Source organism: Paenibacillus sinopodophylli, assembly GCF_005930355.1.
Classification (GTDB): domain Bacteria; phylum Bacillota; class Bacilli; order Paenibacillales; family Paenibacillaceae; genus Pristimantibacillus; species Pristimantibacillus sinopodophylli.
Window position 1 is genome coordinate 145526 of sequence record NZ_VDBO01000004.1, and the last position, 14915, is coordinate 160440.

Genomic DNA, 14915 nt, shown 5'->3' on the forward strand with positions numbered 1-14915 from the left:
GGTTCCGAGACAACGACGTAATAACACTTCGCCCCACTCTGCTCCAGAGTGCGATATGAGAATCCTACATACTTTGATCTCCGTCTTTCCAGCACACAACATATCGCTCCATTAAAGGTTAGAGCAAGCAGCTACCTGATGCTTTCAGCTGCTGGAATATAATCACAAACCTCTTTCACAAGTGTATTCATGACACTGAAAACCAACATAGAAAGTAAATCATAACCCACACCACTTCTCATTTTATACTCCTTCAAATCCATCAATCGTACGCAAAGAATTCATAAATATTGAGCAGTTGCAATGAGTGATCCGTGCCGGCTCCTTCTACTCCCTATCTAGCTTCTATATCCTCCTCTTAGATACCTCTACTTTCTTTAATCGGATTCTAGGGTCCAGAATGACAAGTCTGATATCCGAAGCCAATTTGTCTATATAAGTCGGTGTGTTTAATCCTAACTCCTCACGAATAGCTTCTAATCCCTTTGTGATAGTGCACCTTCACTAGCTTGTAAAATAGCCAACACTGGATCACCCAATGCCAGCTTCATTAAGATGAATGTCACTATACTAAGCAATAGCAGCACAGCCGCAAGGGGATTAATAATATAATAATGCGGCATTGCTCCACTAATAATCTCAACAGCTTTACGAGTCAGTTCGTTTCGTGGTTAAACTACACTTTAACCCCGAATTGACCGCTTTGTGACGTCATTGAGTTAGAAGCAAATGTCATCATTCCTTCACATAAATAACTCTAAATGGTCATGGATTTCTCTTGTTTATCTTTTACTATTGAGCGGAACGGACTTGCAGAAAAAAATGATGGAGAAAGCGAGATGTGGATCATTACGCCAAAATAGGATACAAATCTACTGGATAAAAAAGCACAATCATAAGTAGAGCTTACTCTCATTCGTTGTCAATCCCATGAGCGGATGACAGAATTGCAACATCTTGTGCTCGTCTGCTAGGGTAAGTTCGTCACCCAACTCGTTTGCAATCTTAGAGCGGCGTTTGCAAGGAGCTGCGCCAGATGACAGGTAAATATCGTATACGTTTGCGGACGGCAAATTCCGAAGGTCGCCGTACTATACCTTTGTAGGTAGATGATTCGTTCCAACGTCAAATAACTCGCTATTTTTCAATCAAAACACAATATTGGAGGATTCCTTTCATGAACAGAACCAAGTCAAATCTACTTATACTATCATTCAGCGCAGTTATCGCTTTATCTGGGTGCGGGTCGTCCGATGGCTCCGCCGGCTCCCCTAGTTCAACCGTATCCCCTATGTCAGCGGGGGCTGTGTATCCGGTATCAGTTGAGAATTGTGGGCGCACGTTGACGTTCGATTCGGCGCCGGAGCGTGTGGTGAGTCTATGGCAGGCGCCGACTGAGATGATGCTCGCCCTCGGACTAGATGATCGCATCAAGGCGGTCGCGGGTAACTACGCCGCCTTCCCCGATAGCATTGCCGAAGCCGCCGGGGGACTCACCGTAATTGGTACCTCTATGAGTTGGCCTTCAAAGGAGGTTCTGTTGAGCCAAGCCCCAGACCTTGTGGTCGGCCAGTCCCTAGAGGGCTTCGCCTTCGACACCTCGCAGGGCTACGCCTCGGTGGAGCAGATTGAAGAGGGTGGCGCGAAGGTTTACGGGTCAAACATGTGCAGCTCGGCGGATGCTCTAACTATGACGCTCGAGACACCATACAGCAGCTTGCGGGACTTCGGAGCGATCTTTGGCGTCTCAGACCGGGCGGAGAAGTTCATCGCCCAAATGGCTGCGGAGAAGCAGACGGTAGTAGACGCCGTGAAGGGTAAGCCCACGCAACGAGTCGCGTTCTACAACGGGGGCGATGGACCGCTGATCGTGCTCGCTGGCGGCATCTACGATGACGCAATCGCAACGGCCGGTGGTACGAACGTGTTCCCGTCGGACTCAGTCTACGTGAGCAAAGAGGACTTCGCGGCATCCGACGCCGATGTGATCCTCGTTGGCACCTTCGAGGGTCAAGAATTTGCGACCCTCAGCGACTACATTAAGAAGAACTTCCCCGACCTTCCTGCTGTGAAGGACGGCAGGCTCGTTGAGATTCCAGTCGCCGACACCGACGCGTCCATCTCCGTGATGAGAGGTTTGACAGAAATCGCGAACGGCCTCCATCCCGACCTGAATCTCGCGGTTCCTGCGTCGTGACCTCCGTGTTAACTGTGGTGCCGCTCACGAGTCGCACTGATCACCGACGGTCCATCATCATCGTCCTGATGATCGCATGTGTCGCCGCCGTGGTACTCTCCGTATCCATCGGATCGGTCCCGATCTCTCCTGACCGGGTCCTGTCGGTGATCGCCGATCACATCCTCCCATGGAGCGTCTCCACCGCAGCAACGGATGTGGAGGCGCGCATCATCTGGGAGTTTCGGTTGCCGCGTGCTCTGCTCGGGCTCGTCGTCGGGTCTTCCCTCGGCGTGGCCGGCGCAGTTCTCCAAGCGGTGGTGCGCAATCCGCTCGCCGATCCTTTCGTGTTCGGGATTTCCTCTGGCGCGTCCGTCGCGGCTGTCGCGACTCTCACGCTGGGTTTAGGCGTCCTGACTGCCATCTCCGTCCCGGTGGCAGCCTTCGGTGGAGCCCTCGCAACGACACTGATCGTTTTTGCGCTCGCGCAGCGGCGAGGCCGCGTCACGCCAGGACGCTTAATTCTTGCAGGCGTGGCGATGTCATACCTGCTCAGTTCCGTCACCAGTTATCTCGTCTTGCGTGCGAGTGCGCCAGGACAAGGCGTAAGTCAGGTACTCTCCTGGCTCTCCGGCAGCCTCGCCGCCGCTGAATGGGTCGATCTGGGCATACCTGCTGTCGTCCTTGTTGTCGCTACCGTGGTGCTCATTCTGTTAGCCCGGATTCTCAACGCGCTCCTGATAGGCGATGAAACTGCTGCGAGTCTCGGTGTAGATGTGGGGCGTTTCCGCCTTGTGATGTTCGTGATCACGTCGCTCCTCGTTGGAGTCGCCGTCGCAGTGAGTGGGGCAATCGGTTTCGTCGGGCTCGTGGTTCCGCACGCCGTCCGGATGATCGTCGGCTCAGATCATAAGTGGGTCTTGCCTACATCTGCTCTAGCTGGTGGGCTGCTGCTCGTCGTGGTAGACATCGCAGCGCGTCTGATCATCGCTCCGTCCGAACTGCCAGTGGGGCTACTTACTGCTGCAATTGGTGCACCGTTCTTCCTCTGGATGTTAAGGCAATCCAGTAAAGGAGAAGCATGAGTACCCTGGGCGGCATGGATGCCGCCGCTCTCCACGTCGACGACGTTAAGGTCGAGATCGCTGGACGCACGATCGTCGAGGGAATCTCTCTGTCCGCCGACGGAGATGTCGTTGGACTCATCGGTCCCAATGGCAGCGGGAAATCGACCGTACTTCGCGCCGTCTACCGGATGCTTCGGCCCACCTCTGGGCGTGTGACGGCAGCGGATCGCGACGTTTGGGAATCCCGTCCGCGGGAGGCTGCCCGTGTGACGGCAGCCGTCGTCCAAGACGGACCAAGCGATCTCGAGCTGACCGTGACGGAGTGTGTCGCCACGGGGCGTATCGCACACGGCCGCCTCTTCGGGTCGGACAGACCGGAGGACGTCCTCGCGATCGAACGAGCGATGAGGAGGGCCGGCGTCAATGATCTAGCCGATCGTGACATGAGCACGCTGTCGGGCGGAGAGCGGCAGCGGGTTCAACTGGCGCGCGCCCTCGCGCAGGAGCCTCGCATCCTCGTGCTCGACGAACCGACGAACCATCTGGACATCCGTCACCAGCTCGAGCTGATGGCGCTCGTCCACGCACTGGGGGTTACGACCCTTGTAACTCTCCACGACCTTAATCTGGCTGCGGCGTACTGCGACCGCCTCGTCGTCCTTTCAGCAGGTAAAGTGGTCGCCTCGGGAACGCCCAGCGACACCCTGACCCCGGAACTGCTCCATGAGGTCTTCGGGATTCGCGCTCAGGGCATCACCAATCCACTCACCGGGCGCCTGCAGCTTGCCTATGCCCACGAAAAGGAGATGAATTTTTCTTGAATAAAAAACTAGCTATTGAACCTGCAGATCACCTACGTCCAATAAACGGAGAGAGCATGGTCGGAACAGAGAACATCGAACCCACTCAGCATGCCGCGACCCACGATCATCTGGCGGGGAGGCCCGACGATCCAGCGGCGCGAGCGGCGTGGGATCGCTCCGTAGCGGCGCATGACGCACTTGCGGCACTGCCGGGGGTGACGTTCACCGCCAACGAGGATGTCGTCATCGTCCTGCACCCTGGTTTCGACACTCTCGACGTGATCGGCCCGCACTACTTCCTAGCCTCCATGCTGGGGGCGAAGGTGCACTTGGCGACAACCGGAGCCATGGGCGAGCCAGTGACCAGCGCTGGAGGGCTGCCGCTGATTCCCACGACCACGCTGGAGAACGCCCCTGCTTCCCCAACCGTGCTGCTGGTGCCAGGCGGGGACACACCCGTCCTCCTCGCCGATGAGGCCGCTATGGCAGCGATTCGCCGCATCGCTGCCGGGGCGGACATCGTCACGAGCGTGTGTACCGGTGCAATCGCCCTCGGGGCGGCCGGACTACTTGACGGAAGGCGCGCGACCACTCACTGGTCGATGCACCATCTGCTGGCTGGATATGGAGCCGAAGCCGTCGATGAGCGTGTCGTCATCGACGGGGACCTTATGACCGCCGCCGGGGTCACAGCGGGTATGGACCTTGCCCTTCGACTGGTGGCACGGCTCCGCGGCGACGAGTATGCCCGGTTCCTCGAACTCGGAGCGGAGTACGCGCCGCAACCACCGCTCGGAGCTGGGACACCTGATGAAGCCGGACCGGAACTCACCGCCCTCGCGCGAGACTTTTACGCCACACTCGAACATGCACTTCGCGCTGAGTGACGCGCACTCGCCATTGCAACAAGGAAATGAATAATTTGCCTACTTGTCCTGTGTCAGAGATGATGCAACTAAAAGAACTGATTGCTCATTATGTATAGGATTAGTGAAAATTAGCAGAACACATTCACCTGAAATGATCTAAAATTAAAACAATCAGCATTGCCGTATTAATGGCAACGCTGATTGTTTTTTTATATTTTTCTGCTGTCGATTTGTTATCGATTGACACTACCGTTGTATTCATGTTTCCGCAATGTTCAACCATTGCGGCTATCTTCATAAGACCATAAAAAGCTCCTTTACATTAGATAGGGAAGGTAGACCTGTCCATAAATCTATTGAAAAGGATATCCTCATGTACAAGCGGATACTTGCATGTATAGCTCGCTTTGGCTATTCGGACACAATCGTTCACTTATTGCCTATCTGTCTACATGAATCATTTGCTGCTCAATCTTTCGCATTTCATACAAATAACCTTTGCGCTCCATTAATTCCACGAATGATCCCACTTCCACCAATTTGCCTTGATCTAAAACCACGATCTGATCCCAATCCTCAAGGCCGGCTAACCGATGACTGATTATGATAACGGTATCCCTTGATGCTGATGCAAGAAGACGTTGCATAATGCGATGTTCTGTAACGGAATCTAGTGATGAGGTCGGTTCGTCTAAGAGCCATAATTGCCCTCCTCGGAGCATAGATCTGGCAAGCGCTAGACGCTGTCGTTCGCCATCTGACCAATTCTCCCCCCGTTCATCCAAGAGGTCATCCAGAGATTTATTCAGCAGTTCTGCACTTTCGAGGACTGATGTTAACTGCTCATCTGTGTAGCCACTAGCATCTATTAACAAATTATCTCTGACGGTTCCACGGAAAAAATGATTGTGTTGCAGTACGACATTCGCTGCTCGCCAGATGCTTCCTTCATCGAGTTCCTCCGTAGACAGATGATTTAATCGGATTTGACCTGACATCGGAACATACAGACCGAGCAGTAGCTCAAACAATGTTGTTTTGCCCGATCCGCTTGATCCTACAATCGCGGTTTTAGAACCTGCGGGAATATGGAGATTGATGTCACCTAACACCGGACGCGTATCATCTCCGTAATGAAACGATACGCCGCTAATATCAATCGCTACTGGAAGATTGTCATCCAGCTTCCGATGCTTCTGGACGGTCGGTATACGATTCCCTGCATGCAATGTTTCTTCAAGTCGCTGAGCTGCATGCTCACTATCCTGCTTATACACAGGAAGTACAGCCATAGCCGCAGACTCATCAAATACGGTAAGGGCTGCCATGACCAACATAGCAAGGAAAACGCCGGCCAACGATCCATTATTAATAAGAAAGCTGCCAAGAAGCAGTACACTCCAGACAACTAAGAAAGAGAGCAGAACATGAAGGGTTTGACCTCTCAACAAATGGCGTGCAGCCATATATTGATCATTAACGAGTTTAGTAGAGGCTTGTTTCAGCTCCATCTCCTGCGTTCTCAATCGACCATAAACTTTAAGATCACGGAATCCATACAGCAACTCGGCAGCTTCTGTAGACAATTGTGCACGCTGAAGTCGAACGCGTCCTCTACTCCGTCGTTGCCCCAGAAGTATTAACGATGGAATTAAAAAAGTCGTTATGAGCATACCAACTATGAATAGTAAAGCTATCCAAACGGAATAGAACGAAACAAAAAGCACAGTAGCTAGAAAAACCATGATCAATACAATAGGCGGATAGGCAACACGCAAAAAATAATGCTGGAGATCTTCTACATCGCCAACAAAACGTGCGAGCAAGTCTCCACTTCTCTTTTTGTTGAACAAGCCTGGAGATAAGGGAACTAATTTGGCGAAAAAGGTTGAACGCATTCGACTTAACAAAGAGAAGGTCGCTCTATGCGAATACATTCTTTCCGAATAACGGCTTGCCGCCCTAATTAACCCTAAGATCTTCACCAAAGAAGTTAAAATAATCAAAGTATAAAGCGGAGGAGAAAACACAGTCTGAGAGATCATATAGCCGCTTGCGGCAAACAAACTGACACCTGCTATGCCAGCAACGAAGCCGCCGATAATAGCCCAAGCGATATCCTTTTTCTCATGAAGAAGCGTTTGGGTCAAGATTGATCGTTCCTTCATTGGAATCCCCCTCTCCTCTGTACATCTACCATCTCGGCATATTGGGGCAGCCGTTTCATCAGGTCATCATGACTTCCGCTGTCGACGAGTGTCCCCTTTTCCATAAACAAAATACAGTCGGCTTGTCGGATCGTATACAATCGATGAGCTACCGTGATTAAAGTAGCATCGATTGACAATTTCTCAATTGATCGCTGAAGCACACGCTCGGTATACAAGTCTAAACCAACTGTCGGTTCATCAAACATAATGACAGCAGGACGGTTCAAAAAGGCACGGGCCAGCGCAAGACGCTGCTTCTCACCGCCTGAAAGTCCCCTTCCGCCTTCACCAACTAGCGTATCGTAACCTTCCTCTAATCCATTAATCAGAGAGCTAAGTCCTGCTGCTTCTGCCGCTCCTTCAATTTCCGCTTGAGATACTTGCCTACGAGTTCCCATCATGATGTTATCACGCAAAGATCCAGCAAAAATATAAGGATGTTGAGTAATATAGCTCATTTGCTCAAACCATGACTCTTCCCACGCAGGAGACAATACCCTGTTATTAACCTGTACCTCTCCGGATAACGGACGAATTAACCCAGCAAGAATATGCATGAAGGTTGTTTTGCCTGCACCGCTTGGCCCAACAATGGCGATTTTTTCTCCCGGTCTGATATGGACGGTGTCGACAGCAAGTTCGAATTTATTGTCCCCAAAGCTGAATTGGAGTTGATTTACTTCTATAGCAGGAGGCATCTGATGCATCACACTTCTATTTGAATCCTTCTCTTCACACGTCTCCTCATGGCCACTTTCCATTAGGTCACCGAGCGCTTGTTCAACCTTGCGAGCCGCCCCCATGCTTGTACGTCCGCTGTGAAACGCGGTGCCTGTGTTTTTGAGTAGGGAATAGAACTCCGGAGCTAGCAGTAGAACGAGAAAGGCTGTATCAAAAGACATGCTTTTGAAAACAAGAAGCTGCAACGCAAGCTCCAGCGCAATAAGTCCGATACTCAGCATCACGATTAACTCAAGCATCAATGTGTTGGTAAATGCAATTCGCAAGATACCTATCGTTGCATCGCGAAACCCAAGACTGCTGCGTTCAATTTCTTGTTGTTGGCGATTCACGCGTCCGAATAACTTAAGCGTGAGCAAACCTTGCAGAGAATCAAGAAAAGTGCCGGAGAATTCCGTTAACTGTGTGTACTTTTCCTCAGATTTTTTCTGAGTCTGCAAACCGACGAGTATCATAAATATAGGGATAAACGGGGCGGAAGCCAGCATGATGAATCCTGATGCAGGATGTTGGAAGAATACAGCGATCAGCAATAAGAGCGGAATAAATGAAGCTTCCATTAATCGTGGTACATATTGGCTGAAGTAGCTGTCGATCTCATCGACAGCGTCCAGCAACACGCTTACCTTTCCGCCAGTTTGTCCGCCCAGAGCCGTCAATAAGGGGTTTTTAGTCATATTCCTTATCAACGCATCCCTTATATTAGATTTGGAGACGGCGGCAAGCATGATGCCCGTCCTGCCTATTCCATAGGAGAGTACGGTGCGGGCTATGATTACGGCAAGCATAGTACCAAGTAGAGCGGCTATAGATAACAACGAAGTTCCTTTAACAAAGACCTCATTCACGATAGTAGCTAATAAAGTGGCTTGGCTTATAATCATTATGCCTAACCCCACTGCAAAAACTCCCAATAGAAGAAGCTTCCTCCTTTGCATCGCCAATTGCTGTGACAATAAGCCGGTTCTTCTCTTCAATGCAACATCCCTCCTGTTCTCTTCTCGCGAGAGTCCATTCACTACTTCCGGCCCTTTACATAATCCGCATCAAATAAAAACAATTTAAAAACGAGAATGAGTGAAGGAATTAGTAAACATAATCCCCCTATGAAGGCAATGACCAATGCGATTCCCATCGACTCATGAGTTGCGCCGCCTTGAATGGTAATATACGGATCCAGAATGTAAGGGTAGTGACCAATGCCGTAAGCAAAAAACGCACAGAGAAACTGAAGCATGACACAAACAAAGGCTAGACCGTAACGACGAGCATGATAGAGATGCCATAGGGCGCACATATAAAATCCAACAGAAAGGGCCAGCAGCCACCACAAATCCATCATGTTCTGAAAATGACGTTCGTTGTGCTGGCTCAAATAGATAAATGCCGTCAAAGCAGCAATAATGGTAGGGGTACTCCAGAACATCGCGTACGTACGCAATAATTTCAGTGCTGGCAGATCACGTGCCCGCGACGCATAGAATGTCAAGAATGAAGCACTTATAAATAACACGGACACTATGGCTAGGGCCACGATGCTCCAGGAAAGCGGACTCGAGAACAATTCGAAATAGGCTAGCGCGACCACACCGTCCTGTTCCGTTATAAATCCGCCTTCCGAGAGGGTTAGCGCAACCGAAAGCGAGGCGGGGATAAGTAATCCAGTAGCTCCGTACAAGAACAGGTATGTCGTATTGTCCTTAGAGCCGTAATTCTCGAAAGCGTAAAATGAACCTCTTATCGCCAGCAATATAATTGCTATGCTCCCAGGTACAAGCAAAGCCGAACCGTAGTAATAAGCAGAATCCGGAAAAAAACCAACAATACCTACAAAAAAGAATACGAAAAAAACATTTGTAATTTCCCATACCGGCGATAAATAACGAGAAATTAATCGATTGATCAAATGATCTTGTTTCGTTGCCCGAGCATAAAATGCAAAAAATCCGGCTCCGAAATCAATGGATGCTACAATTAGGTAACCATACAAAAATATCCAAAGCACGGTAATGCCAATCAATTCGTAACTGATCAATTCGATCCCTCTTTCCCTATCGGCGGCAATTCTTTATCCTGCAAATACTTGTTGAATTCCAAATCCGCAGGGTTATTCCGGAATAATCGGCGAAGCACGATAACGCATAACACGCCCAGCACAATATATAACAATAGAAACAGGAAAAATAGAAATACAACACTCGGTGATGAGGTAGCTGCTTCCTCCACACGCAAGTACCCGCGTATCATCCACGGCTGTCTTCCAATCTCAGCATAGAACCAGCCCATCTCCACACTAAGGAAAGCCAAAGGAGCAGAAACGATAATAGCTCGCAGCAGCCATCGATTGATCTCCTCTCGTTTCTTGAGCAACAGAAGGGCAAAATACAGTACTGCCACTCCCATTAAGACGAATCCAATACCAGCCATTGCATCAAACATATAATGAACGATTAACGGCGGAAGCTCATCTGATGGAAACTCCTCCAATCCGGTTACCTCAGCGTCAAAGTCTCCAAAGGCAAGAAAGCTGAGTGCTTTTGGAATACGCAACGCCCCCATAACTTCTCGCTCTGCATTGAGCCAGCCCAGCAGAATTAGATCTGCTCCGCGTTCTGTTTCAAAATGCCACTCTGCTGCAGCCAGCTTCTCCGGCTGATGCTTGGCAAGAAACTTGGCTGACACATCTCCAGCTATCGCCGTCAGTACGCTAAATGTTAGTACGATAGACATCATAAGCTTTAACGATTTTTGTGCGTAATCGGATTTTCCTTTTTTCAGAATAGTAAGAGCGGCTATCCCTGCCAGCAAAGCTGCGCCTGTCAAATATGCCGATGCTAGAACGTGAAATGCTTTGGAGGGGCTAGCCGCATTTAACATTGCTTCTATTGGATTAACAGCTACAAAATGACCAGCCTCGAGAATAAATCCTCCTGGTTGATTCATGAAGCCATTTACCGTAGTAATAAATAACGCCGACATCCCGGCTCCGATAACTATCGGAATGGTTAGAAGCCAATGTATATATGGATTTCGAAATCGATCCCATGTATACATGTAAATGCCAAGAAAAATCGCTTCAAAAAAGAAGGCGAAAACCTCCATAAACAAAGGCAACGCGATCACATTGCCTGCCATTTGCATAAAGTTGGGCCAAACGAGTGAAAGCTGCAAAGCTATCGCCGTTCCGGTAACTACACCGACTGCTACAGAAATGACAAAGCCTCGTGTCCATCTCTTCGCCATAAGAATGTAATGAGCGTCTTTCTTTCGAATACCAACAAACTCTGCGATCGCAATCATTAAGGGAATACCCACGCCGACCGTTGCGAAAATGACGTGGAATGACAGCGTCAGCCCTGTCAACAACCTACTCCACAATACCGTATCCATGCCGATGGCTCCTCCTTTTTGTTCCTATACTTCTATAGGATAATAACATTAGCTATTAGTATAAATGGTCTCCGTAGGTATCGTATGACTCTATCGAGGGGGGACCTGTGACAATAACGCTAAAAAAAAATGGCCACTTTGTGAAAAAAGGCACATTGTTGTCAATCATGTGACTTTGAGCAAAAGAATCAGAAAATGGCTCAAACGAGCCATTAAACTACATGATCATTTCCTTATATAATGATTAGAATACCTATATTCAATAAGAAGGGAGAACCTTTAATGTTATACTGGTTTATTTTAGGATCATTTTTTCTAGGCGGGGGCGTTTATGTCATGATGCATGGCGCAAGAATTATAAAGCAGGACGATGCCTTGCAGGACAAGGTGAACTACACCCAAACGGTCAGGAGCCTAAAGAATGACTAACAAAAAGGTCAGTCCCTACCTGATTACGGTCATCCTTTTGCTTGCAGCAATCATTGCCTATCTCTTCTATTCGTTTCAAAACAACGGCACCAAGATACCCGTAATTAGAGAAGCACCTGATTTCACCCTGCAGCAGTTAGACGGCTCCGATTTCACACTAAGAGATAATCAAGGTAAAGTCATGCTGATGGAATTCATGTTCACCAGTTGTCCTGATATTTGTCCAGCCACGACTTACAATATGGTTCTTCTGCAAGACGAATTAAAAAAACAGGGAAGCTTTGGCGAAAGCGTGCAATTTGCAGCCATTACCTTCGATCCTAATACGGATACACCTGAAGTTTTTGCAGACTACGCAGAGAAGATGGAAATCGATCAAGCAGGCTGGAAGCTTCTGCGGGGGGACGAGACCTACATTCATGAGAAAGCAAAAGAATATGGAATTGGAATTCAGAGGCTGGATGATAATCAGTTTGTTCATACGGTAACCTCTCTCATGCTGATTGACGGCAAGCAACAAATTCGCAAGGTATACCGCATGGGCGAGGAAATGGATAATTCGCTCATTCTGAAAGATATCAACACGCTTTTGAAGGAAAAATAACTCGTTAGAATGAGAGCATTACATTATCTGGAGGATGGGAGGAGTTACGTTGCAAAAGTGGATCATGTCTGCCTTTGTGGGATTTGCCGGATTGCTGACCGTCTTTCTTCTCCTGTTCAACCTTCCTGCAAAGGAAGAAGTGGCTGAAGAAAACAACGCTGTAACTATTCCAGACATGCCAGTTGATACAGCTGCAGCCGAGACTATTTATAAAAGCAGCTGCTTGCCTTGTCATGGTGATCAGTTTCAAGGTGCAATGGGGCCAGCGCTTGACAAGGTAGGCGCTACGATGAGCAAAGAAAAAATATATAAGCAAATTGTACAAGGCGGAGGCGGTATGCCCGGCTATAAGGATCGGTTATCCGAGAAGGAAATCGTTAACTTAACCAATTGGCTAGCATCGTTTCAATAACGTTTATTTTCTATACGTTCACACTAAAAATGACTCACAAGAAAGGTACTTTCAAAAAGTGCCTCCTCCTGTGAGTCTATTTATTTGTTCAACGGTTCGTTACAATTTAACGGTTTTTTAGCTACATTGAGCCATATTCCTTCATGACTTTAAAGGGCATACTTATCCAATATCCTACTTTCGAATTTGGATGGAGGGCTGGAGCCTTGAAACAAAAGAAAAATATAATTCTCATCATCAGCCAGGAAAAGCATACCTACAATCATTTAAAAGCACATTTTCTCAAAGAAGGCTATCTTACAGATACAACCTTTAACGTAAATCATGCCATGCTTAATTTAACTCATAATCATTACGGTCTAATCATCATCGATCATTCAACGACCGGCTTGACTAATATTCAAATCTGCTCGGTCATCAGAAAAAGATTAAAAACACCCATTATGCTAATTACAGAAAATGGGAAGGAATTGCAACGTTTAGCTGCCTTTGAAGCAGGCGCTGACGACTGCGTAGAGAAGCCTGTATCCTATACCGAGATGGTCTTACGTGCCAAAGCTATTATCAGGAGGACAACCGATCAGGTCATACAATCGGCTAGCAGAACGAGTTTTCCAGCCATCAAGTTAACGCATCTCATGATTAATCCTTCTGCTCATCGTATTTTGGTTGATGGCACAGCTATCCACTTTTCCCTCAAAGAATTTGATCTACTGTATTATCTTGTGCTTAATGCCGAAATGGTCCATACACGCCCTCATCTGCTCAGTGTTGTCTGGAGAGAGTCGGATGTAAATGATTATCGAACGGTGGATACACATATCAAGCGCATTCGGGAGAAGCTATCCGCAATTTCTCCAGCTGTAGGAGGTATGATAAAAACAGTACGCGGAGTAGGTTATCTATTCAGCGAAGGCAATCAAAGTATCCTTGAGGCGAAATAAAGAGCGGAAAAAAGAACGGCACCCAAACATGATAAAAGGATACCGCTCTTTTCCTGATCATTTAAGCTCTGACATCCATTTAGAAACTAGCTGAATGTCCTCTGCAGGTATGTTGTTCTCAAACCTTGGCATTCCCTTTCGTCCATTCGTAACAATCTCCAAAATTTCATTTTCCGTTAACCTGCTTCCGATGTTTTGCAGGCTTGGCCCCCTTCTGCCTTGCAGATCAGTACCGTGACAAGACATGCATTTTTTCTTATAGATGATCTCAGCTTCACTGCTTTGGACACTTTGTCCTTCATTCCTATCATTTTGCGTTCGATCAGTTGTTGTCGTATTTCCACAAGCCGTTACTAATATTGCTCCAATAATGACACTTATTACTGAGCCATACTTGAGCCTGCTCATTATATAAATACCCCTTTCAAATTGAATATAGATTCTATCATATCCAATCGTATTAACGACGAAATGCAAGGAACGGAGGGACTGACCCCATGAAATCAAACAAAAAAATACTCATAATGGAAAGTGATGATCACACGCGAGACATTATGCAACTATATATAACATTAGAAGGCTGGAGCTTGGACATAGCCTCTGATTGGGATGAGGTTCTCATTAAAACAGGTATATCGAAATATGATCTGCTTATTATAGATGCCCCTCGTTTTCTTGAGAGTCTAGAAGGTAATGTTGTACCCGTGAAAAGCTTTCTTGCAACCCCTCTTATCTTGTTGTATCCGACCGAACAACAAGAACCTATCCTGAAAGGCTTTCGATTAGGAGCTGATGATTGTCTAGCAAAACCATTCACTCCAGTAGAGTTGATTTGCAGAATACGTGCCATTATGCGTCGGAAATCTCCTTCATCCTATTTTGATATGACTATGAAAAACTTATACCCCTATAAACAAAGTCAAATTCATGTGAATTCCGCTATTTCTCAAGTGCAAGTAGGAGACCAAGTCATACCGTTTACCAAGCGAGAGTTCAGCTTGATTAGTTATATGTATAGCCATATGAACAAGTTTATAAGTCGTTCTGAGCTTCTAGAGCAAGTTTGGGGCAATAACAAAGTTAGCTATGAACGCACTGTAGATGCTTATATAAAACGTGTCCGCTATAAAATGCAGAATCGCGCGGAAGACTCATTTTCTCTAATACAGACTGTCAGGGGCTCTGGTTATTGCTTACTAGCTCCCTTCACAGCTTTGCATTAACAAATTAGAACAGCCCGGCCTTATATTTTGAATAAGACTGGGCTGTT

General features: G+C 47.7%; 15 protein-coding genes. 9 read left to right on the top strand and 6 right to left on the bottom strand.

Features of this window, described 5'->3' with window-relative positions:
• The first annotated feature begins 1291 nt into the window (after positions 1 to 1291).
• Genes FGT79_RS17845 through FGT79_RS17860 form a run of 4 tightly spaced genes read left to right on the top strand, consistent with a single transcriptional unit; the run spans position 1292 to position 4933 of the window.
• Positions 1292 to 2197, top strand: a complete 906-nt coding sequence (locus FGT79_RS17845; RefSeq protein WP_281285993.1) for an ABC transporter substrate-binding protein — start codon at positions 1292 to 1294, stop codon at positions 2195 to 2197.
• On the top strand, positions 2194 to 3261 hold the full coding sequence (locus tag FGT79_RS17850) for a FecCD family ABC transporter permease (RefSeq protein ID WP_212758596.1): 1068 nt from the start codon (positions 2194 to 2196) through the stop codon (positions 3259 to 3261). The genes FGT79_RS17845 and FGT79_RS17850 overlap by 4 nt, the downstream gene beginning before the upstream one ends.
• Positions 3258 to 4064 carry an ABC transporter ATP-binding protein gene (locus FGT79_RS17855; protein ID WP_246096480.1) on the top strand — a complete coding sequence of 269 codons (807 nt, stop codon included), beginning with the start codon at positions 3258 to 3260 and terminating at the stop codon, positions 4062 to 4064. Before FGT79_RS17850 ends, FGT79_RS17855 begins: the two co-directional genes overlap by 4 nt.
• Positions 4061 to 4933, top strand: a complete 873-nt coding sequence (locus FGT79_RS17860) for a DJ-1/PfpI family protein (protein WP_138754184.1) — start codon at positions 4061 to 4063, stop codon at positions 4931 to 4933. The genes FGT79_RS17855 and FGT79_RS17860 overlap by 4 nt, the downstream gene beginning before the upstream one ends.
• A gap of 124 nt (positions 4934 to 5057) precedes the next feature.
• Here FGT79_RS17860 and FGT79_RS31260 read toward each other — a convergent pair whose 3' ends face one another.
• The 5 genes from FGT79_RS31260 to FGT79_RS17880 all read right to left on the bottom strand — a co-directional run bounded on the left by FGT79_RS31260 (position 5058) and on the right by FGT79_RS17880 (position 11262).
• Entirely contained in the window at positions 5058 to 5213 is a 156-nt protein-coding gene (locus tag FGT79_RS31260) for a hypothetical protein (protein ID WP_171056304.1), read from the bottom strand.
• 142 nt (positions 5214 to 5355) lie between these two features.
• A complete protein-coding gene (cydC, locus tag FGT79_RS17865) occupies positions 5356 to 7083 on the bottom strand; it encodes a thiol reductant ABC exporter subunit CydC (protein WP_138754185.1) in 1728 nt (575 codons plus the stop codon).
• Positions 7080 to 8843, bottom strand: coding sequence for a thiol reductant ABC exporter subunit CydD (gene cydD / locus FGT79_RS17870; protein WP_138754186.1), 1764 nt, complete (start codon positions 8841 to 8843; stop codon positions 7080 to 7082). The genes cydC and cydD overlap by 4 nt, the downstream gene beginning before the upstream one ends.
• A gap of 41 nt (positions 8844 to 8884) precedes the next feature.
• On the bottom strand, positions 8885 to 9901 hold the full coding sequence (locus FGT79_RS17875) for a cytochrome d ubiquinol oxidase subunit II (RefSeq protein WP_138754187.1): 1017 nt from the start codon (positions 9899 to 9901) through the stop codon (positions 8885 to 8887).
• Positions 9898 to 11262 (bottom strand): cytochrome ubiquinol oxidase subunit I, encoded by a 1365-nt coding sequence (locus FGT79_RS17880; protein WP_138754188.1) that lies wholly within the window; start codon positions 11260 to 11262, stop codon positions 9898 to 9900. The genes FGT79_RS17875 and FGT79_RS17880 overlap by 4 nt, the downstream gene beginning before the upstream one ends.
• A gap of 276 nt (positions 11263 to 11538) precedes the next feature.
• Between FGT79_RS17880 and FGT79_RS31265 the strand changes: the two genes are divergently transcribed.
• The 4 genes from FGT79_RS31265 (at position 11539) to FGT79_RS17895 (ending at position 13645) form a co-directional block, all read left to right on the top strand.
• Positions 11539 to 11685: a hypothetical protein gene (locus FGT79_RS31265; protein ID WP_171056305.1), complete on the top strand. Its 147-nt coding sequence runs from the start codon at positions 11539 to 11541 to the stop codon at positions 11683 to 11685.
• Positions 11678 to 12289 carry an SCO family protein gene (locus FGT79_RS17885; protein WP_138754189.1) on the top strand — a complete coding sequence of 204 codons (612 nt, stop codon included), beginning with the start codon at positions 11678 to 11680 and terminating at the stop codon, positions 12287 to 12289. The genes FGT79_RS31265 and FGT79_RS17885 overlap by 8 nt, the downstream gene beginning before the upstream one ends.
• Before the next feature lie 49 nt (positions 12290 to 12338).
• Positions 12339 to 12701: a c-type cytochrome gene (locus FGT79_RS17890; RefSeq protein WP_171056306.1), complete on the top strand. Its 363-nt coding sequence runs from the start codon at positions 12339 to 12341 to the stop codon at positions 12699 to 12701.
• Between the two features lie 206 nt (positions 12702 to 12907).
• Positions 12908 to 13645: a response regulator transcription factor gene (locus FGT79_RS17895; protein WP_171056307.1), complete on the top strand. Its 738-nt coding sequence runs from the start codon at positions 12908 to 12910 to the stop codon at positions 13643 to 13645.
• A 57-nt stretch (positions 13646 to 13702) separates the two neighbouring features.
• Here FGT79_RS17895 and FGT79_RS17900 read toward each other — a convergent pair whose 3' ends face one another.
• Entirely contained in the window at positions 13703 to 14053 is a 351-nt protein-coding gene (locus tag FGT79_RS17900; protein ID WP_138754192.1) for a c-type cytochrome, read from the bottom strand.
• An 89-nt stretch (positions 14054 to 14142) separates the two neighbouring features.
• Between FGT79_RS17900 and FGT79_RS17905 the strand changes: the two genes are divergently transcribed.
• Positions 14143 to 14868, top strand: coding sequence for a response regulator transcription factor (locus FGT79_RS17905; RefSeq protein WP_138754193.1), 726 nt, complete (start codon positions 14143 to 14145; stop codon positions 14866 to 14868).
• Positions 14869 to 14915 lie beyond the last annotated feature (47 nt).

What these genes read in the sequence shown, in the direction of transcription:
- FGT79_RS17845 (WP_281285993.1), top strand. Translation starts at nt 1,292, where the DNA reads ATGTCAGCGGGGGCTGTGTATCCGGTATCAGTTGAGAATTGTGGGCGC.
- FGT79_RS17855 (WP_246096480.1), top strand. Translation starts at nt 3,258, where the DNA reads ATGAGTACCCTGGGCGGCATGGATGCCGCCGCTCTCCACGTCGACGAC.
- FGT79_RS31260 (WP_171056304.1), bottom strand. Translation starts at nt 5,213, where the DNA reads ATGAAGATAGCCGCAATGGTTGAACATTGCGGAAACATGAATACAACG.
- cydC (WP_138754185.1), bottom strand. Translation starts at nt 7,083, where the DNA reads ATGAAGGAACGATCAATCTTGACCCAAACGCTTCTTCATGAGAAAAAG.
- FGT79_RS31265 (WP_171056305.1), top strand. Translation starts at nt 11,539, where the DNA reads ATGTTATACTGGTTTATTTTAGGATCATTTTTTCTAGGCGGGGGCGTT.
- FGT79_RS17885 (WP_138754189.1), top strand. Translation starts at nt 11,678, where the DNA reads ATGACTAACAAAAAGGTCAGTCCCTACCTGATTACGGTCATCCTTTTG.
- FGT79_RS17900 (WP_138754192.1), bottom strand. Translation starts at nt 14,053, where the DNA reads ATGAGCAGGCTCAAGTATGGCTCAGTAATAAGTGTCATTATTGGAGCA.
- FGT79_RS17905 (WP_138754193.1), top strand. Translation starts at nt 14,143, where the DNA reads ATGAAATCAAACAAAAAAATACTCATAATGGAAAGTGATGATCACACG.